Origin of the sequence: Halorubrum sp. Ea8, from assembly GCF_002252925.1 — an archaeon.
Classification (GTDB): Archaea; Halobacteriota; Halobacteria; order Halobacteriales; family Haloferacaceae; genus Halorubrum.
The window spans coordinates 1-19,437 of sequence record NZ_NHPF01000033.1 but is presented as its reverse complement, the minus strand read 5'-3'; the positions used below and the strand labels follow the sequence as shown (position 1 = coordinate 19,437).

17 protein-coding genes, 1 tRNA gene and 3 rRNA genes are annotated in these 19,437 nt (G+C 65.4%); 8 read left to right on the top strand and 13 right to left on the bottom strand.

The features are described 5' to 3' along the window. Positions 1-124: 124 nt before the first annotated feature. From rrf to DJ74_RS02465, 5 genes are all read right to left on the bottom strand, one after another. Positions 125-246, bottom strand: a 5S ribosomal RNA gene (rrf, locus tag DJ74_RS02485). A gap of 140 nt (positions 247-386) precedes the next feature. Continuing rightward, positions 387-3,303 (bottom strand): 23S ribosomal RNA (locus DJ74_RS02480). Between the two features lie 264 nt (positions 3,304-3,567). Next, positions 3,568-3,639: transfer RNA gene (locus tag DJ74_RS02475), tRNA-Ala, on the bottom strand. A gap of 162 nt (positions 3,640-3,801) precedes the next feature. Beyond that, positions 3,802-5,271: ribosomal RNA gene (locus tag DJ74_RS02470) — 16S ribosomal RNA — on the bottom strand. Together the 16S, 23S and 5S rRNA genes with 1 tRNA gene alongside form the textbook arrangement of a ribosomal RNA operon. A gap of 433 nt (positions 5,272-5,704) precedes the next feature. Beyond that, positions 5,705-6,034, bottom strand: a complete 330-nt coding sequence (locus DJ74_RS02465) for a non-histone chromosomal MC1 family protein (RefSeq protein ID WP_094524118.1) — start codon at positions 6,032-6,034, stop codon at positions 5,705-5,707. Between the two features lie 326 nt (positions 6,035-6,360). On the opposite strand from DJ74_RS02465, the gene DJ74_RS02460 reads away from it, so the two are divergent. Continuing rightward, positions 6,361-6,564 carry a hypothetical protein gene (locus tag DJ74_RS02460; protein ID WP_092564125.1) on the top strand — a complete coding sequence of 68 codons (204 nt, stop codon included), beginning with the start codon at positions 6,361-6,363 and terminating at the stop codon, positions 6,562-6,564. Positions 6,565-6,697: 133 nt separating this feature from the next. Beyond that, positions 6,698-7,753: a quinone-dependent dihydroorotate dehydrogenase gene (locus DJ74_RS02455; protein WP_094526209.1), complete on the top strand. Its 1,056-nt coding sequence runs from the start codon at positions 6,698-6,700 to the stop codon at positions 7,751-7,753. 28 nt (positions 7,754-7,781) lie between these two features. Here the strand turns inward: DJ74_RS02455 and DJ74_RS02450 are convergent, their stop codons facing one another. Continuing rightward, on the bottom strand, positions 7,782-10,460 hold the full coding sequence (locus tag DJ74_RS02450; RefSeq protein WP_094526206.1) for a valine--tRNA ligase: 2,679 nt from the start codon (positions 10,458-10,460) through the stop codon (positions 7,782-7,784). An 82-nt stretch (positions 10,461-10,542) separates the two neighbouring features. Then, positions 10,543-10,797: a hypothetical protein gene (locus tag DJ74_RS02445; protein WP_094526203.1), complete on the bottom strand. Its 255-nt coding sequence runs from the start codon at positions 10,795-10,797 to the stop codon at positions 10,543-10,545. Positions 10,798-10,996: 199 nt separating this feature from the next. On the opposite strand from DJ74_RS02445, the gene DJ74_RS02440 reads away from it, so the two are divergent. Continuing rightward, a complete protein-coding gene (locus DJ74_RS02440; protein WP_094524122.1) occupies positions 10,997-11,239 on the top strand; it encodes a ferredoxin in 243 nt (80 codons plus the stop codon). Between the two features lie 187 nt (positions 11,240-11,426). Here DJ74_RS02440 and hemB read toward each other — a convergent pair whose 3' ends face one another. From hemB to DJ74_RS02430, 3 genes are all read right to left on the bottom strand, one after another. Further along, positions 11,427-12,407 (bottom strand): porphobilinogen synthase, encoded by a 981-nt coding sequence (gene hemB, locus DJ74_RS02435; RefSeq protein ID WP_094524123.1) that lies wholly within the window; start codon positions 12,405-12,407, stop codon positions 11,427-11,429. A 96-nt stretch (positions 12,408-12,503) separates the two neighbouring features. Then, on the bottom strand, positions 12,504-12,668 hold the full coding sequence (locus tag DJ74_RS19000) for a DUF6757 family protein (protein WP_170938336.1): 165 nt from the start codon (positions 12,666-12,668) through the stop codon (positions 12,504-12,506). 25 nt (positions 12,669-12,693) lie between these two features. Next, positions 12,694-13,530, bottom strand: coding sequence for a PHP domain-containing protein (locus DJ74_RS02430; protein ID WP_094526201.1), 837 nt, complete (start codon positions 13,528-13,530; stop codon positions 12,694-12,696). 144 nt (positions 13,531-13,674) lie between these two features. On the opposite strand from DJ74_RS02430, the gene DJ74_RS02425 reads away from it, so the two are divergent. Continuing rightward, positions 13,675-13,959, top strand: coding sequence for a DUF2795 domain-containing protein (locus DJ74_RS02425; protein ID WP_094524133.1), 285 nt, complete (start codon positions 13,675-13,677; stop codon positions 13,957-13,959). Between the two features lie 146 nt (positions 13,960-14,105). Here DJ74_RS02425 and DJ74_RS02420 read toward each other — a convergent pair whose 3' ends face one another. Beyond that, positions 14,106-15,152, bottom strand: coding sequence for a DUF5784 family protein (locus DJ74_RS02420; RefSeq protein ID WP_094526197.1), 1,047 nt, complete (start codon positions 15,150-15,152; stop codon positions 14,106-14,108). 147 nt (positions 15,153-15,299) lie between these two features. Here DJ74_RS02420 and DJ74_RS18995 point away from each other — a divergent pair, with 147 nt between their 5' ends. Next, entirely contained in the window at positions 15,300-15,467 is a 168-nt protein-coding gene (locus DJ74_RS18995; protein WP_170938337.1) for a DUF5786 family protein, read from the top strand. 178 nt (positions 15,468-15,645) lie between these two features. On the opposite strand, the gene DJ74_RS02415 is transcribed toward DJ74_RS18995, so the two are convergent. Together DJ74_RS02415 and DJ74_RS02410 are read right to left on the bottom strand one after the other, a co-directional pair. Further along, a complete protein-coding gene (locus DJ74_RS02415; RefSeq protein WP_094524126.1) occupies positions 15,646-16,314 on the bottom strand; it encodes a hypothetical protein in 669 nt (222 codons plus the stop codon). After that, positions 16,311-17,261, bottom strand: coding sequence for an NAD(P)H-binding protein (locus DJ74_RS02410; RefSeq protein ID WP_094526194.1), 951 nt, complete (start codon positions 17,259-17,261; stop codon positions 16,311-16,313). Before DJ74_RS02410 ends, DJ74_RS02415 begins: the two co-directional genes overlap by 4 nt. A gap of 126 nt (positions 17,262-17,387) precedes the next feature. Between DJ74_RS02410 and DJ74_RS02405 the strand changes: the two genes are divergently transcribed. The 3 genes from DJ74_RS02405 to DJ74_RS02395 all read left to right on the top strand — a co-directional run. Continuing rightward, positions 17,388-18,311 carry an MBL fold metallo-hydrolase gene (locus tag DJ74_RS02405; protein ID WP_094526190.1) on the top strand — a complete coding sequence of 308 codons (924 nt, stop codon included), beginning with the start codon at positions 17,388-17,390 and terminating at the stop codon, positions 18,309-18,311. Between the two features lie 66 nt (positions 18,312-18,377). After that, on the top strand, positions 18,378-18,983 hold the full coding sequence (locus DJ74_RS02400) for a hypothetical protein (RefSeq protein WP_094524129.1): 606 nt from the start codon (positions 18,378-18,380) through the stop codon (positions 18,981-18,983). 4 nt (positions 18,984-18,987) lie between these two features. Next, a partial coding sequence (locus DJ74_RS02395; RefSeq protein WP_254922124.1) for a hypothetical protein occupies positions 18,988-19,437 on the top strand: 450 nt, incomplete at its 3' end.

Below are 19,437 nucleotides of genomic sequence, written 5' to 3'. Positions count from 1 at the left end.
GCGGCGATCGGTGACGTAAACCGGTCGCACCGCGGTTGCCGGGGTCGTACCACGGTCAACTCTGCCGACCGCTCGCGCTACGCGTCTCCAAAAAAATCGTGTGGGGCAATCGCCCCTATGAATGGGCAGGCGGCGAACCGCGGTTCCCAGAGGATCGCTCACTCCAGTACTTCCCGGTACGCTGGTGGGCTTAACTTCCGTGTTCGGAATGGGTACGGGTGTTCCCCCACCGCTCTGGCCGCCTTTACGCCGACGCTCGGATTCGAACCGAGCCTCTCCGCTGAGAGACGCCTGTGTCGGTGGTTCCGATCTCGCGATCGGCCGACCGTGTATACGTGCGATCCAGTTACCGCCTGAACTCATGCGAGTGTGGTGTCAGTGCCGTATGATTGTGGCTTCGGTCTGTTAGTGCTCGTGGACTCAACACCTCGTTGCCTCGGTGCGTACATCCCGAGTCTATCGAACTCGTCTTCTACGAGTGACCTCAACGGTACCTCTTTTCCATGTGGGTTTCGAGCTTAGATGCGTTCAGCTCTTACCCCGTGTCGCGTGGCTACCCGGCATTGCGTTCTCACACAACCGGTACACCAGTGGCGACCAAACGTAGTTCCTCTCGTACTATACGTTTGTTCACGTCAAGTACCTTGACACCCCCAATAGATAGCAGCCGACCTGTCTCACGACGGTCTAAACCCAGCTCACGACCTCCTTTAATAGGCGAACAACCTCACCCTTGCCCGCTTCTGCACGGGCAGGATGGAGGGAACCGACATCGAGGTAGCAAGCCACCCGGTCGATATGTGCTCTTGCGGGTGACGACTCTGTTATCCCTAAGGTAGCTTTTCTGTCATCTACGGGCCCCATTCCGGAGCCTCGTAGGTTCGCTAGACCACGCTTTCGCGTCAGCGTCACTCGTTGGGAATGACACTGTCAGACCATCTTGTGCTCTTGCGCTCTTCGCCGGATTCCCGACCCGGCTGAGATGATCTTCGGGCGCGCTCGATATCTTTTCGAGCGCGTACCGCCCCAGTCAAACTGCCCGGCTACCGGTGTACTCCTCCCGGAGTGAGAGTCGCAGTCACCGACGGGTAGTATTTCAATGCTGACTCGGTGACCCGCTGGCGCGGGTACCTGTGTAATGTCTCCTACCTATGCTGCACATCGGCGACCACGTCTCAGCGACAGCCTGCAGTAAAGCTCTATAGGGTCTTCGCTTCCCCTTGGGGGTCTCCAGACTCCGCACTGGAACGTACAGTTCACCGGGTCCAACGTTGGGACAGTGGCGCTCTCGTTTATCCATTCATGCAAGCCGCTACTGAAGCGGCAAGGTACTACGCTACCTTAAGAGGGTCATAGTTACCCCCGCCGTTGACGGGTCCTTCGTCCTCTTGTACGAGGTGTTCAGATACCCGCACTGGGCAGGATTCAGTGACCGTACGAGTCCTTGCGGATTTGCGGTCACCTGTGTTGTTATTAGACAGTCGGAGCGCCCGAGTCACTGCGACCTGCTCCGTAGAGAGCAGGCATCCCTTCTTCCGAAGGTACGGGACTAACTTGCCGAATTCCCTAACGTCGGTTCTCCCGACAGGCCGTGGCTTTCGCTGCCAGAGCACCTGTGTCGGATCTCGGTACGGACATCGTGCTTGTCTTTTCACGGGCCCTATGTACGGCTGACTTGCGCTATCTCACGGTTCGCTCGCTTCGTGCCGTGACGGCTTCCACGAGTTTCCATGATTCGACCGGGCGAAGGCCCGGCTCAGCGTTCCACACGGCGTCGACGTTTACTGCACGATGGCACTGGAATATTAACCAGTTTCCCGTTGATGCAGTCGAGTTGCGGTGCATCTTAGGACCGGCTGACCCTCGGCTGAGTGGCAGTGCCGAGGAACCCTTGCTCATCAGGCCGTCGAGGTTCTCACCCGACTATCGCTGCTACTGTGACCAGGATTGTCGTTTCTGAACGGTCCACGCGAGCTCTCGCCCGGGCTTCCATCCGAACAGAACGCCAACCTACGCGGTTGCCCTGTGATGGGCACGGCCAGGTCTCGGTGGTAGATTTGAGCCCCGATCATTTTGGGCGCCTCAAACCTCGGCCGGTAAGCTGTTACGCTTTTCTTAGAGGGTAGCTGCTTCTAAGCTCACCTCCCGGCTGTTTAGGGCTTGAGACCACCTTCGAATCGCACTTAATCTACACTTTGGGACCTTAACCCGGCTCTGGGTTGTTCCCCTCATGGTGCACAGGCTTACCCCGCACACCGGACTCCCTTCGTCTACGGCGCCTGCGGGTTTGGAGTTTGACAGGATGGCCGACTCCTCTCGGAGGCGGGTCATCCAATCGGTAGCTCTACCCCGCGGGCTACCTCGGAAGAGGTCATGCTTCGACATGTTTCGGTTGGAACCAGCTGTTGCCAGGCTCGATGGGCCTTTCACCCCTATGCGCAGATCACGAGAGGATATTGTAGAATACCACCTCTAACGGGCCTCCACGTGGCTTTCGCCACGCTTCACCCTGCCTGCGTATAGATCGCCTGGTTTCGGGTCGCACCCAATTGACTCCCCGCGCTTGAACACGGTGGCCCTCGCACGTATGTGCTGCGGCCGTATCGGTTTCCCTGCGCCTTCCTCGGTTCACGAGTTAGACTTGCCAATCAAGTGCACTCCCTGGGTCGTTTTTCAAAACGCACGACACGACGTCGGCTCGTCTCTCTTCCTACTAGAGAATCGCTTCTCGGTCGTTTTGAGAGACGCCTTGTACGCCCTGTCGCTCGATCGCCAGCTGATTTCAGGCCCTATTGCACCGCCCTTCTCGGGGTGCTTTTCAGCGTTCGCTCACGCTACTTGTTCGCTATCGGTCTCGAGGAGTGTTTAGCCTTCTCAGGGGATGCCTGAGTTGTTCACAGAGGATATCCGACCCCTGCTACTCTGGTATTGACGCCAACGGTACTGCACTCTCGTACGGGGTTGTCACCCTGTTTCACGCTCCGTTCCAGGAGACTTCTGAGAGTAGGTCGCGTTTTGGTTGTCAACCCGAACACCACATTGGTCCGAAGACCTTCGGTTTGGGCTGTGTCGCGTTCACTCGCGGTTACTGACGACATCGCGGTTGCGTTCTTTTCCTTCCCTTACTGAGATGTTTCAATTCAGGGAGTTCCCTATTGCGCAAAGCAATTGTAAACGGATTCCGATTCGGAAATCTCGTGTTCTTTCCCTCCATGCGGGTCCCACGAGCTTTTCGCAGCTTGGCACGTCCTTCGTCGGCTCTCGAGCCGAGCCATTCACCAGCTGGCACAGTAGCCAGTAGTGTTGTTGGACGGTTCCGGAAGGAACCTCCAACGGTGTCAAGTGACATAGTGTCACCCGACTGTATATGGTTCACTGACGTTCCACGAACTCGTATGAGTTCAGTGGACGTCTGGATCGCACGTATACACGGTCGTCATCGAATCTCCCTGGCGGGGAGTTCGTCGAACCCTTCCCATCCGCGGTTTCCCGGGATGGTGCATCGGTCGTCGTAACCCAACGGAATCGCGTCTCCCACTTAAGGGGACGGATTCACGCTGGGGGACATGGACTCACTGGGATTCGAACCCAGGGCATCCTCCTTGCAAGGGAGGCACTCTACCGCTGAGCTATGAGCCCACCTTCCCGTGTGGGAAGGCTCTGCGCTTGTGGTGTGTGAACCGTGGTAGTTCGTCGGTGTCCAGATCGGTGGGTGAACGGACACGTGACCATGCATGAGTAGTGACCGTCTTGAGAGACGGTCGAAAGGTGAGCTCGCCCAGAGGGCGAGTCTCGGGTCTGTGGAGGTGATCCAGCCGCAGATTCCCCTACGGCTACCTTGTTACGACTTAAGCCCCCTTGCGAAGCCCAGATTCGACTCGTGAAACGAGCCTCATCCGGACCTCACTCGGGTGCTTTGACGGGCGGTGTGTGCAAGGAGCAGGGACGTATTCACCGCGCGCTTATGACACGCGATTACTACCGAATCCAGCTTCATGTGGGCGAGTTGCAGCCCACAATCCGAACTACGATCAGGTTTCTGAGATTACCGTCTCCTTTCGGAGTAGGAACCCTTTGTCCTGACCATTGTAGCCCGCGTGTTGCCCAGCACATTCGGGGCATACTGACCTACCGTTGCCCGTTCCTTCCTCCGTGTTGGCCACGGCGGTCTCCCTACTGTCCCCAGCCACTTCGCAGTGCTGCTGGCAAGTAAGGATGCGGGTCTCGCTCGTTGCCTGACTTAACAGGACGCCTCACGGTACGAGCTGACGGCGGCCATGCACCTCCTCTCTGAAACTCGGATAAGGTCATCAACCTGATCGTCATTATTACAGTCGATGCTGGTGAGATGTCCGGCGTTGAGTCCAATTAAACCGCAGGCTCCTCCGGTTGTAGTGCTCCCCCGCCAATTCCTTTAAGTTTCATCCTTGCGGACGTACTTCCCAGGCGGCCTGCTTAGCGGCTTCCCTACGGCACAGCACCCACTCGTAGTGGGAGCCACACCTAGCAGGCATTGTTTACGGCTAGGACTACCCGGGTATCTAATCCGGTTCGAGACCCTAGCTTTCGTCCCTCACTGTCGGATCCGTTCTCGCGACGTGCTTTCGCCATCGGCGGTCCGTCCAGGATTACAGGATTTCACTCCTACCCCGGACGTACCCGTCGCGCCTTCCGGTCCCAAGCCACACAGTTTCCACCGGACGCCCACCCGTTGAGCGGGTGGATTTTCCGATGGACTTGTGCGGCCAGCTACGGACGCTTTAGGCCCAATAAGATCGGCCATCACTCGGGCTGCCGGTATTACCGCGGCGGCTGGCACCGGTCTTGCCCAGCCCTTATTCGTCCACCTCCCTACGGTGGACAAAAGCGTAGGCTCTATGCCTACGCACTTGGGATTCCCTTATCGCACTGTCGTGCAGTGTAAAGGTTTCGCGCCTGCTGCGCCCCGTAGGGCCCGGAATCTTGTCTCAGATTCCGTCTCCGGGTTCTCACTCTCATGACCCGTACCGATTATTGGCACGGTGGGCCGTTACCCCACCGTCTACCTAATCGGCCGCAGCCACATCCTTCGGCGCCGGAGCATTTAGCACAGTCCTCATTCCAGGTGGACTGTGGTATACACTATTAGCCTCAGTTTCCCGAGGGTATTGTAGTCCGAAGGGTAGTTTGGCCACGTGTTACTGAGCTATTCGCCACGAGTCTGAACTCGTGCGACTAGCATGGCTAAATCGAATCCCAATAGCAATGGCCTCCGGCAGGATCAACCGGAATGTATAACCTCTGAACCTGGTTCCCGGCTCAGAGGGGGTGTTGGCGGGTTTTGACTCGCGATGAGTCAAAACACCATTGCATGGTCTATGTGGTGTCCGGGTCAGCCAGCGATCTGGATGACACCGAACTACCACGGCTCACATCAGATTTCCTCTTACGCCGGAGCGCAGGGGGCGAAATCCTCATCTTCGCGGACTTGATTGTACCCTTCGAGGGGACATAAACCCATCGAAGCGTTCCAAGTCCAGCGAAACCGGGCCGAGTTGAACGGCCCGAGTTCGCGGATGCGTTCTTCGCATTAGTCACGATGCCCGGGTTGTATTTAACCCCGTCGAAGCATCGACGCCACGTCATGCGGTTTCATGCCGGGGAACTGTGAACGAACCCACAGCTACGCGAGACGGTATCAAAAAAGGTCGAACGGCCCCGGCAGTTACTCCTCGTCGATGTACTCAATTCCTTGCTTCGAGACGTTGGCCTTCGTGATGTCGTCGAGGTCGTTGAGCCAGAATTCGTCGTCCGCCTCGTCGACCTCGGGGGCGCTATCCTTCCAGGCCCAGCCCTCGTACTCGTGGACCTTTTTTGTGCCTTTCTCACGGAGACGGAGCGTGGTTCGCTCCGCCTCCTCCTCGGAGGGAGCCGGCTCGAGCGTTCGGGCCGCTTTGAGCGCGGCCTGACGGGGCATGTTCCCAGAGAACTCGCTCGGTTCCGATCCGTCTTCCTCTCGAAGGGCGAAGTTTCGCTTACCGTCTTCACGTACCATGGTTTGTGCTCCATGCGAATCCAACACACAGTGTGTAATAAATATATCGGGTAAATGAAAGCTGATCGGCAAAAGATTTTTATATTAACTCCGTCCGGGCTAGCGGTTTTGGCCGGTCAAAATCGAACGATTCTGAACGGCGGGACGAAGGGTAACACAAACCGACCGTCCGTGCGCGGCTGGCGCGGGCGACTGCGAGGCGACGAAAGAGCGAACCGAGGGCACCGAATGAGGGTCTCGGACCGCCCGGTGGGCCCGTGGAGTGCGGATTCGGGTAAACAACACTTATGTGTCTGCTATGGCGAAGTGCGACCAGTACAACCGCGATGGTCCGTAAAAAGAAGCTCAGCCCCAGTGGCGCCAAGGACGACGAGGGGGAGTACCACAACGTCCACGTGAATCTCCACGAGGACGAGCTCGCCGTCGCCGGCATGGAGATCGGCGACGAGGTGTTCGTGCGGGTCCGAGACGGGAAGATAATCATCCAGAAGGCAGATTCAAATCCCGAGCAACTCGAGCACGACTTCTGAACCGGATCTCGTTTTCGGCCTTCGCCCGGGCCGCCGACTCGCCGCCGCGAGCGACCGCGACGCCGGCGTGCGACGCGCGGGCGACCGCCCGTCGGTCGGCGGATTGATGCCCGCTCGTAACGAGGTGGAAACGATGGGCGCGTACGACCTGTTGAAGCCGGCCCTATTCGGTCTGCCGGCGGAGACGGCACACGGGATGACACACCGGTTGTTGCGGACTGTACAGGGGACTCCGGTCGAGACCGCACTGCGCGAGCGGTACGTCGTCGACGACCCGCGGCTGCGGGTCGAGGCGTTCGGAAACTCGTTCCCGAACCCGATCGGCGTGGCCGCCGGGTTCGACAAGAACGCGGAGGTGCCTCGCGCGCTCGCGTCGCTCGGGTTCGGCCACGTCGAGGTCGGCGGCGTGACGGCCGAGCGACAGCCGGGGAACCCGCGGCCGCGACTGTTCCGACTCCGCGAAGACGAGGCGCTGATAAACCGGATGGGATTCAACAACGAGGGCGCGGACGCCGTGGGCGCCCGGCTCGACCGGGATCCGATGCCCGACGTGCCGGTCGGGATCAACATCGGGAAGTCGAAGTCGACGCCGCTCGCGGACGCGCCGGACGACTACCTGTACACGTACGAGCGCGTCGCGGACGCGGGCGACTACTTCGTCGTCAACGTCTCGAGTCCGAACACGCCCAGGCTTCGGGAGCTGCAGAACCGCGAGGCGTTAGAGGAGATACTCGGCGGGCTCGCGGACGCGGGCGCGAGTCCCCTCCTCGTGAAGCTCTCGCCGGACCTGCCGGAGCCCGCGGTCGGGGACGCACTCGGGGTCGTCGACGACCTCGGTCTCGACGGGGTCATCGCGACCAACACCACGACCTCCCGGCCGGAATCGTTGGAGAGCCCGAACCGCGCCGAACGCGGCGGCCTCTCCGGGAAACCCATCGAGGACCTCGCCACCGACCGGATCCGGTTCGTCGCCGAGCGAACCGACGTCCCCGTGATCGGGGTCGGCGGGGTCGCTGACGCGGCGGGGGCGTACGAGAAGATACGCGCCGGGGCCTCGCTCGTGCAGCTGTACACGGGACTCGTGTACGAGGGACCGAGCCTCGCCCGCGACATCAACGAGGGACTGCTCGAACTGCTCGACCGAGACGGCTTCGACTCAGTCGACGACGCGGTCGGGGCGGACCTGTAGAAGACGGTGTCGACGGGCGGCGGTCGGCTTACGCCTCGGCGCGGACGATGACGACGACGTCGTCGGCCTCGAGCAGCTCTCCGTCGCCTCGGTACTGTCGCTCTTCCTCGATCGAGAACTCGTCGCCGACGAGCGTGACGCCGGCGACGCGGAGCTCGTCGCCGTCGATCTCGTACTCCTCCCGCGCGATGGCGGCCTCGATGTCGCCGACTTGGTTCCCGTACTTGGGGCCCACGGTCGCGTAGTCGAGGTCGATCCCGGTGATCACCGTCTCGACCGGTGCGTCCTCGTCGGGGTGGACCGTCAGGTCGGCGACGTGCATCACGCCCGTGATGTCGTCCTCGAAACCGCGAACGTCCGCGTACACCTCGACGGCGTCGAGCTCCGCGTTCAGCGGGAGCTGGTTCTCGCTCTTGTACTTCCGGAGGACGCCGACGACCGCCGTGGCCGCCGCGCCGGCCTCGTGGTCCGCTTCCAGGCCGAGCGGCTCGGGCCAGTCGGCGAGGTGGATCGAGTCGCGCGCGCCGTCGGCGATCGGCGCGTCGACCGCGTCGGGGTCGCTCGCTCCGTCCGCGTACATGTCGTGCCAGAGTTCCTCCGTCACGTGCGCGAGCAGGGGCGCGAACAGCTTCAGGAACCGGCGGTGCGCCGTCCTGAGGGTGTACGCCGCGGCGGCGTCCTCGCGCTGCTTGGCGATCTCGAGGTAGTCGTCGCAGAACGTGTTCCAGAAGAAGCTCCGGAGCTCGTCGCGGGCCTTCGAGAACGCGCGGTCCTCGAACAGCTCGGTGAGCCGCTCGACCCGGTCGTCGAGCTCGGCGAGCAGCCAGCGGTCGAGCTCGCGGAGTTCCTCGTCGGCCGGCGCGTCCGGGTACGGCTCCGGCGCCAGCGACTCGACGAGCTTCGAGGCGTTCCACAGCTTCCGGATCAGCTTCTCGCCCGCGCGGAGGTCCTTCTGCTTGAACGGGAAGTCGTCGCCGACGGCGGTGCCGGCGGCCCAGTAGCGCGTGGCGTCGACGGGGAACTCCGCGAGCACTTCCTCGGGCTCGACGACGTTGCCGACGGACTTCGACATCTTCTCGCGGTTCTCGTCGAGGACGTGACCGTTGATCATCGTCTCCTCGAACGGGACCTCGCCGGTGTGCTCGTAGCACTTCACCAGCGTGTGGAACAGCCAGAAACTGATGATGTCGTGGCCCTGCGGCCGGAGGTCGAACCGGTACAGCTCCGGGTGCTCCATGGTGAACTCCTCGGCCTCCTCGTCCCAGTCCCAGCCGGCGTTGATCAGCGGCGTCAGGCTGGAGGTGGCCCACGTGTCGAGCACGTCGTCCTCGGGTTCGAACGCGTCGTGCCCGCAGGCGGGGCAGGCGTCGACCGGCGGATCGTCCGAGAGGGGGTCGACGGGGAGGTCGGCCTTCTCGGCGACGACGACCTCGCCGCAGTCCTCGCAGTACCACACCGGGAACGGAATGCCTGAGGAGCGCTGGCGAGAGATGAGCCAGTCCCACTGGAGCCCCTCGACCCAGTGCTCGTACCGGGTGAACATCTTTTCGGGGGACCACTCCATCTCCCGCCCGATCTCGAGGTACTCGTCGGTCTTGTCGAGCATCTCGATGTACCACTGCTCGGTGACGAGGAACTCGACGCTCGTCCCGCAGCGCTCGTGGACGTTGACGGTGTGCGTGATGTCGCGGCGGTCGAGCAGCGCGCCCGCCTCGTCGAGGTCCTCGACGATGGCCTCGGCGGCCTTCGAGGAGTGCATCCCCTCGTACCCCTCGGCGACGTCGGTCATGTGGCCGGACTCGTCGATGGCGACGCGGAGGTCCAGATCGTGGACCTGGTACCACTCGATGTCGTTCTGGTCGCCGAACGTACAGCACATCACGATGCCGGAGCCGGTCTCCATGTCGACGCGCTCGTCGGCGATGATCGGCACTTCGTGGCCGAACAGCGGGACCTCGGCGGACTCGCCGACGAGGTTCTGATTCGCCTCGTCGTCGGGGTGGACGAAGACCGCGACGCAGGCCGGGAGGAGCTCGGGTCGCGTCGTCGAGATGACGAACTCTTCGGGGCCGTCGGCGGTCCCGTCATCCCCGGCCACGGGGAAGGCGATGTCGTTGAAGTGGCTGGCCTGCTCGTCGTCCTCCGTCTCGACCTGCGAGATCGCGGTCTCGCACTCGGGACACCAGATCGCGGGGGCCTTCTCGCGGTACTCGCGGCCTTGGTCGTACAGGTCGACGAACGACAGCTGGGAGACGCGCTGGACGCGCGGCTCGATCGTCTGGTAGGTGTGGTCCCAGTCGACGGAGACGCCGAGCGACTGGACGTTCTCGGTGAACTGCTCCTCGTAGTCAGCACAGACCTCGCGGCACTTCGCCTGGAACTCGCGGCGCTCGAAGTCTTGATGGCGGATGTCGAGTTCGTCCTCGGTCAGCCGCTCGGAGGCGATGCCGTTGTCGTCGTAGCCGAACGGGAAGAACGTCTCGCCGCCGTTCATGCGCTCGAAGCGCGCGACGAAGTCCTGGAGGGTGAACCCGTACAGGTGACCCATGTGGAGGCTCCCCGATACCGTCGGCGGGGGGGTGTCGATGGAGAAGACGGTGTTCGGGTCGACCGGGTCGTCGTCGGGGTAGGCGTACGTCTCCTCGTCGACCCATCGCCGCTGCCACCGCGGCTCGACGGTCTCGGGGTCGTACTCACCACTGGGCATTTCACGCTCACCTTCCCGCGGTTCCCCCTTAACGGCCTCGGTTGTAGGGGCGCGCGCTACGCCGCGTCGCCCGCCTCGGGACTCACACCACGTCGTCGAGGTCGTACTCGGCGGCCATCCGCGAGGCCTCCGCGGCGAACCGCTCGGCCTCTTCGTCGGGGCTCTCCCCGAGCGCGCTCTCGTCGACCTCGCGGCCGGCGGTGATCCCGTCGCCCGTGACGAGCCGCTGTTCGGCGAGTTCCTTCGTGTGCATCCGCTCGCCGTCCTCAGTGGCGTAAGTGAGCCGCACGAGCCCCTTCGAGTCGAACTGCCGGTCGACGAGCCAGACCGTAGTCATACGCGGCGATGGGTGCCTGCGAGGCTTAAAAAGGACGGTCGGGCTGTGAGAAATCGGCGGCGAAAATCGATTTCGGAGAGCGGTCGCGGTCGGGGAGACTCAAAGGGGCAGTTACCGGTGATTTGCTTCGAATTCGACTCGGCAGCGGGCCACGCCGCTCGTCGCCAGCGCTTTGTACCGCGTCGCCGAAGTGGGAGGCATGCGCGTGAAGTTCGACCGCGACACCTGCGTCGGGATGTATCAGTGCGTCGCCGAGTGGGACGCCTTCGAGAAGAACCTGAACGACGGGAAAGCCGACCTGCGGGGGAGCGAAGAAGAGGAGGAGGACGTGTTCGTGGTCGAGGTGCCCGACGGTGAGGAGTTCGACGCGAAGTTCGCGGCGCGGGTCTGCCCGGTCGACGCCATCGAGGTGTACGACGACGACGGCGAGCAGGTGGTGTGAACGACCGCGGGATCTCGATCGATCACTTATGAATCGCTACTGGTAGATCGACGGCGAACACCTCCAAAACCCTCCAGTCGCGAGGACTCGCGCATCTCGTTGGGCTCCTCGCACCCTTATCAGGGCGCCCCGAGGCACGCACCGAGATGAACAATCGCTAAGGGCGCCGATCTCCGTCCGCTTCGGTTTATAAGCGATCAGCCAGGTCCTCGGCGAAGTACGTGACGATCAGGTCGGCGCCCGCGCGCTTGAGCGACAGCAGCGACTCGTGGGCGGTCGCCTCCAGATCGAGCCACCCCTTCTCGGCGGCGGCGTGTAGCATCGCGTACTCGCCGGAGACGTTGTACGCGGCGACGGGGTGTTCGAACTCCCGCCGGAGGTCGGCGACGACGTCGAGGTACGGGAGCCCGGGTTTCACCATCAGCACGTCCGCGCCCTCTTCAGCGTCGATCCGGGCCTCGCGGAGCGCCTCGCGGCGGTTCGCGGGGTCCATCTGGTAGTGGCGGCGGTCGCCGAAGGCGGGCGCCCCGTCGGCCGCGTCGCGGAAGGGGCCGTAGAACGACGACTCGTACTTGACGGCGTAGCTCATGATCGCCACGTCCTCGTGGCCGGCCCTGTCGAGCGCCTCGCGGATCGCCCGCACCTGCCCGTCCGTCATCGCGGAGGGCGCGACCATGTCCGCGCCCGCGTCGGCCTGCGAGACGGCGGTCTCCGCGAGCAGTTCCAGCGTCTCGTCGTTCTTTACGGTGAGCGTCGGATCCGTCTCCGCCGCCGCCTCGATCACCCCGCAGTGGCCGTGGTCGGTGTACTCGCAGAGGCAGACGTCACCGATGACGTAGGCGTCGGTCTCGGCGGCGATACGGCGGATCGCGCGCTGGACGACCCCGTCTTCGGCGTACGCCCGGCTCCCCTCGGGGTCTTTCGACTCGGGGACCCCGAAGAGGATCACGGCCTCGACGCCGGTCTCGCGGACTTCCTCGACGCGGTCGACGGCCTCGCTCACGGGGACGCGCTCGTGGCCCGGCATCGTCTCGATCGGGACGCGCTCGTCGGTCGTCGCGTCGACGAAGACGGGCGCGACGAGGTCCGACGCAGACAGCGAGTGCTCGCTGACGAGCGGACGGACGCCGTCGGTCCGGAGCCGCCGCGGCCGGTCGGTGGGGTGCATACCGGAGCGTTGGCTCCGGGCGGTCTTTTATGATCCGTCCGCGGCGAGTCGACGCGGGAGGTGCGGGAGGTCGGCCGAAGACGACGAGGAGGGGCTCTACTCCGACGACTCGACGTCGATCCGGTCGCGGAGCGACGCGAGCTCGTCCGACTCCGCGAGCTCCTCGACGCGTTCCTTGAAGTGCTCCTCGCAGAGGCCGACGACCACGCCGCTCTGCTCGGCCTCGTACGTGGCCTCTCGGTCGCAGTAGTGACACCGCATAGTCGCTACTCTATCGGCGTCGGGCTTAATCTTGTTCGTCGATCAGGAGGGATCCGGTCCCCTTCGCGGGCGGGTCGGGCAGCCGGTCGCGGACGGGCTCGAACGCCTCCGCGGTCAGCCCCGCCTCGGCGAGGGTCCGCTTGTGAGCGTCGCTCCCGCCCGTCAGGAGGAGGTCGCTCTCCGCGGCGACCCGCTCGACCCGCGCGTCGTCGACCGGGCGGCCGTACGGGTAGAACCGCTCCACCGCGTCCAGCTCGCGGGCGACGTCGAGCGCGGCGTCGACGTCGTCGTACCGGAAGGGGTGCGCGAGCCCGACGAACGCACACGCGTCCCGGAGGAGCTCGACGCCGCGCTCCAGCCCGGTCACCTCGCGGGCGACGTAGCAGGGCCCGTCGTTCCCGATCAGCTCGTCGAAGGCGCCCGCGTAGTCGTACGGGGCCGCCGACTCCTCGATGGCGCGGGCGATGTGCGGTCGCCCGAGGCCGGGGCGAGGCTCGACGCCGAGGTCGACGTCGAGCCGCTCCTCCACCGCGTCGAGGATCGCGGCCCCGCGGCGCTGCCGGTCCGCCTGCAGCCGACCGGTCTCGGCGTCGAGCGCCGCGGTGCGGTCGACCGCGTACCCGAGCAGATCGAGCCGCTCGAAGCCGGCGTCGACGCGCAGTTCGATCCCTCGAACGACGAGGAGCCCCTCGCGCTCGACGACGGGCGCGTCGAGGTCGGGGTGGACCCGGTCGTGGTCGGTGACGGCGACGCAGTCGAGGCCCGCGTCAGCGGCGGTCGCCGCGAGCTCCGCGACCGTCATGGTGCCGTCCGAGACGGTGGTGTGCGCGTGGAGGTCGGCGACGATCCGGTCCGTGTCCATGAGTCCCGTTCGTCGACCCCCGTACTAAGCGCCGACGATAGTCGCCTGTGAACGCACACCAATATAAGGAAATATAATTAGATATCCTCGACTAAGGTTGTGCATGGACAATCATTAAGAACCATCGGGAATTTCCACCTGATGATGCGCTTGAACGGCGTCGACGACCGACTCGAACGGCACCAATATCCGACGACCTCGGAGGAACTGATCGCGGCCCACGGGAACGCGACCGTAGAGCTCGCGGAGGGATCCGAGCGTCTCGGTGACGTGCTAGAGCGGTTCGGAGAGCAGACGTTCGACGACGCGGAAGACGTGTTCACCACGCTCCGCGCCGGTGTCTGTCACCGCGGAGTCGGTCGCCGGTTCTACTCGGACCGCGACCCGACGACCGACGCCGAGGACGGGCCGTCGCCGGTCTCGTTCTGAACGGGGCCGCAGACCGGGGTCATTTTTCCGCCGCTGCCGCGTCGCCAGCGCCGCGAGCGTCGCCGACGGTGACGTTCACATCGTGTCCGGCGCGTGGCGGGTGTGCGGCGCGTGGCGGAGACGATCCGAGGCCACACCAGCCGACGCTACACCCAGTCGATCGCCGGCGACAGGTCGATCGGCACCGATCCCTTCCTGTATCCCTCCACGCGCCCGTTCGGGCGCGCACGGAGGACGACCGCCGGGCGGTGCCGGACGTCCGGCTCGGCGCCCCGGACCGCGGCCCAGTCGTCCGCGGGGAACGAGGTGCAGTCGACGCGCAGGGTGACGCCCCCGCCGTGCGCCTCTAGCTGGCCGCTCGTCTTCGTCTCGGCGGTGTCGCGGACCGCCGCGACGGGGCCGCTCGCGGACCGGTTCGAGGCGGGCTGCGGCCGCGTCACCTCGACGAGAAACGAGCGCCCGGTGTCCGGATCGGTCGCGCGGAAGTCGAGCGAGTGTCCGGTCGTCACCTCGATCTCGGGGGTCACGTCGTAGCCGGACTCGCTGAGGATCCGCGCCGCGGTGAACTCCGCCATCGTCGCGCTCATCCGCACGAGGTCGAGGGACGCCGACGTGCCCAGCTTGCCCGCCATCGTCTCGCGGTAGTCGTCGAGGATTCCCGGCCGGAGCGTCTCCTCGACGAACCCGGTTCCCTCTTCGCGCGTCGCGTCCGGGAACCCGGCCGCGTGGTCGCGGAAGAACGCCCGCGTCGTCTCCGCGCCGTCCTTCGAGCAGAACACGGGGAGGAAGTACCACGAGACGTGCGGGTACGCCGCGAGCCACGGCTCGTCGTCGTGCAGCGCCGCGAGCAGCTCCCGCTGGACCCACCGCGAGACCGGGTACGGGACCTCGTCGAAGGCGTACTTGTCCGTGCGCCACAGCTCGCTGGGCGTCTCGGTGTTGCCGATCCAGTATCCGGTCGGGCCGCCGCTCGCCCCCGCGGGCGGGTCGCCGTCGTCGTCGGTCCAGCAGAACAGGGCGAACGAGCCGTCGTCCATGTCGAACCGCCGCGCGTCGTACCCGGGCGGAGGGCTGAACCACGGGTCGCTCGCGGTCGCTCCGAGGTTGTCGTCGAGCGGCCGCTCGAGCTGCGAGCGGACCCGGTCGGCGCTCCACCGACCGGGAGCGCGCCTGAATCGGAGCGGTTGTGCCACGGCGGTGCTACCGGTCGCCGGGTCTAATCGCTTCCGGTGGCGCGAATGCGACGCCGCGCGGCCGCGTCGTCGTTATCGTTTCGATGAACAGACAATTCACCGACACATATATCAACGATTATATCTAAGGTATGGTGTACCATGTCAATGGGTGCCTATGACGAGGCCGAACACGAGCGTCGCGAGAAGAAGACCAGCGAAGTCGACGCCGACTTCGACGCCGAGCGGCCGGAGTACTCCGGATCGCTCACGTACGACTCCGGCGACTCCGCGGAGGCACTCCTCGACAAGTTCCAGGAGCTGCAGGGCGAGTGAGACGGCGACTCGGACCGCGTTTCTGCGGATCCGTCGACTTCCTTCTGAACCAATGACCGCAGAGTAGCGAGCCGACGAGCGGCGGAACCGGCGAGCGGCGGGACCGACGAGTAGCGAGGCCGAGCGCCTCCGAGACCGAAATCCGTGAGCGCGGCGGCTCTCGGAGGGGACCGATCGGTCAGGTCAACGCGATCGCGGCCGAGCAGACGATCGCGACCGCGAGGACGTGACCGACGACGGCGCCGAGCAGGATCGGTTCCTCGAGCAGGAACGGGACGAGCACCAGTTGGAGCGCCGAGAATCCGATGTTCTCCGCGTCGAGACGCCTGACCCGCGAGGCCTCGCTCGGGGAGAGATCGACGTTCACCGCCCGCCAGAGGGCGACGACCGCGCTCCACCACGACGTACCGATCCGGTAGGTGAGGTCCCACAGGATCAACAGGGTGAGGTACACCACCGGGATCGGCGGGTTGGGACCGAACAGGCGCTCGATCAGCGTCCCGTCCCACGCGATCACGTACGTGAGCAGCGCGATGAACGCGAGCACGCCGAGAACGATCTCGATACTCGACCCGAACAGCAGCCGCTTGTGCTCGGGAGGCGTCGAGAGGCGGCGGTTAGCGGCGCCGAGCCGGTGCATCTCGACGCTTCCGATCGCCGCGACGAGGACGGCCACCGTCCCCGCGAGGACCGCGTCCCACAGCCCGTAGTACCAGCCGAGCGCGAGGACGCCGATCTGAAACAGGAGGAACTGGATCGCGACGGCGAGCGTACGGGAGATCCCCAGGCCGGGAATCCCGCCGACGAGGCTCTCGTACACCCACGTCTCGCCGTAGTTCCGGCTCACGGTTCGACCTCGACGTCGGTCGCCGAGACCGCTTCGGTCGGGTCGCCGCGGCGGGGGCGGTCGATCGCCCTCGCGACGGCGACCTCGAAGGGCGTCTGTTCGATCGGCACGAGGTCGCGAATCCGGTCGTCCTCGACGATCACGGTGTTGCGGAGTCCCTCGACGAGCGAGCGAGCCAGGTAGGGGTTCACGTCGGTCACCAGTCGGAGCCACTTCGCCGATAGCTCCGGGCTCAACACCGGCACGCGGATGATCCACAGCCTGTGCCCGAGCTGTCGGCGGGTTCGGCGGAGTATCTCGGCGTAAGTCAAGACGTCTGGCCCCCCGATCTCGAACGTGTCGTCTCGCGTTTCCGGGGCTTCGAGGACGCCGGTGAGGTAGCCGACGACGTCGTCGATCGCGATCGGCTGACAGAGCGTGTCGACCCACTTCGGCGTCGTCATCACCGGGAGCCGGCTCGCGAGCCCGTGGATGACATCGAAGCTCGCGCTCCCGGCACCGATAATGATGGCCGCCCGCAAGGTGGTCAGCGCCGGGTTGCCCGTCTCGAGGATCCGCTCCACCTCGCGGCGGGATCGGAGGTGTTCGGAGAGCTCTTCGCGGTCCTCCCCGAGGCCGCCGAGGTAGATCACGCGGTCGACGCCCGCGGCCGACGCCGCCTCGACGAAGTTGGTCGCGCAGTTGCGGTCGCGTTCCTCGTAGCCGGGACCGCCGTCCATGGAGTGGACGAGGTAGTAGGCGGCGTCGACCGGGTCGCCGTCGATCTCGAACGCCGGCGGGAGGGTGTCGGGCTCCAGGAGGTCGCCCTCGACGACGTGGACCCCGGGGGGCGGAGCGTAGCCGTCGGCGTCGCGGACCAGGGCGACGACGTCGTGGCCGCGGTCGAGGAGCGTCGGGACGAGCCTGGTACCGACGAATCCCGTGGCGCCGGTGACGAGCACGCGCATACCGATCACTCGGGCGGGAGGACTATAAGCACCGGTCACGGCGATTCGCGTCCGGGTTCGGGGGCGGCGGGCCCCTCGGTCGCCGGGACCGATCCCTAGAAGGGCCCGCGCGGTGCTCGTTGGGACATGCACGCAGGCGAGTACGAGCCGGTTCGTGGGGTACCGGACCTGTACGTCCACGACACCGGGATGTTCGACACCGACGAGTACGGGGCCGTGTACGTGTACGACGCCGATCGCCCGATCGTGATCGACACCGGCACCGGCGCGAACCGCGAGGCGCTGTACGAGACGATAGCCGAGGTCGGGATCGGTCGCGAGGAGCTCGCGTGGATCCTGCCGACCCACGCCCATCTCGACCACGCCGGCGGGGCGGGTCACCTCGCCGAGCGCTACCCGAGCGCGGAGGTCGTCGTGCCGGAGAAGGGAGTGCGACACCTCGTCGACCCGGAGGCGCTCGTCGCCGGGACGAAGTCCGCGGTGGAAGACCAGTGGCGGTACTACGACGACCCCGAGCCGGTTCCCGAAGGCCGGATCTCGGGGCTCGCGGAGGGCGACCGGATCGACCTCGGGGACCGCGAGCTGGTCGTTCACGAGGCGCCGGGGCACGCGCCCCACCACGCGATCTATCACGACCCCGACGCCGACGTCGTCTTTACCGCCGACGCGGCCGGGATCTACGTCCCCGCGGTCGACGGGATCGAGCCGACGACGCCCCCCCCGCAGTTCGACCTCGACCAGTGCCTCGCCGACGTCCGGACGATAGAGGGGCTCGAACCGGACGTCCTCTGTTTCGGGCACTTCGGCCCCCGCAAATACGAGCCGAAGCTGACCGGCGAGATCAAGCGCGCGTACGTGGAGTGGGTGGAGGCGATCCGCGAGAAGCGCGAGGAACTCGGCGACGACGACGCGGTCGTCGAGCACTTCGAGGCGGCGGCGGAGCGAGACGTCGAGTTCTGGAACCCGGAGCGCGCCCGCGCCAACGCGAGTCTGAACGTTCGGGGCGTCCTCGGGTACCTCGACTACGTCGCGGAGAACGAGGGGGAGTGACCCACGCCGGTCGCCGGACGCGACACAAACCTCCTAAACCCCGCGTCGCCTAAGATTCACTCATAAATGGGCATCTTCGACACGATCCGCGCCGTGCTCGGGACGAGCGCCGAGACGGACGCGACCCGCGAGGCCGACCCGGAGGACCTCTTCGGGATGTCGACCGCGTACATGACGATGGAGGCGGACCTCGGATACGACCACTGCGGGGAGGCCGCGCTGTGTTTCTCCGGCGTGGATAGCACCCGCTTCGACGACGCCGTCGAGACCGTCGAGGCCATCCTGGAGGCCGGCGAGATCGAGACGGGGACGGGGTTCCACCGCCACGAGGACGACCACGGCTACCAGTGGTTCGTCCTCGAGGACGACGACCCGGAGGACCTCGTGACGAGCGTCCACTTCGCGGCCGATCAGTTCATCGAGGAGGGGTTCGGGTCCAGACTGCTCGCCGCCGTCTTCGGCTTCGAGCGCGGCGACGTCGACGCCTACTGGATCTACTCGTTCCGGCGCGGCGCGTACTACCCGTTCTCGCCGAAGGGGACGAGCGACCGGAACCAGCAGGTCGAGTTCAAGCTCCAGTCCGTCCTCGACGGGGAGCTCGGCTTGGAGGACGACGAGTCGTACTGGTACCCGCTGTGGCCGGACGCCCCCGGGAACCGCCCGTGGGAGTGAGCCGATGAGCGCGTCGACGTCGGAGGGAGAGACCGGATCGGCGCCGGAGCCGGAACCGGACGACGGTCCTTCCGCCGACCCCTCGAACCCCGGCGGGTACGACGCCCGCGACGCCCCGAGGAAACGGGTCGTTCGGGCGGTCGCGGTGCAGGCCGCGGTGCTGAGCGCCGCGGTCCACCTGCTGTGGGCGTGGCCGCGGCTGGGCGGTCAGGGCGATCCGCGCCCCTACGTGTTCCTGCTCGGCGGGGCGTTCACGGTCGCCGTCGCGGTCGCGACGCTGCGCGCGCCCGAGTACCGGCGGCTGTACGCGCTCGGCGCCGGGACCCTCGCGGCGTTCCTCCTCGGTTACGTCGGCTGGCACGGCGCCGCGGCCGGCTCGGCGATCGCGGGCGACCCGCTGGCTATCGTCGCGAAGGGGGCGGAGCTCGTCGGCGTCGCCGCGTTCCTCGCGCTC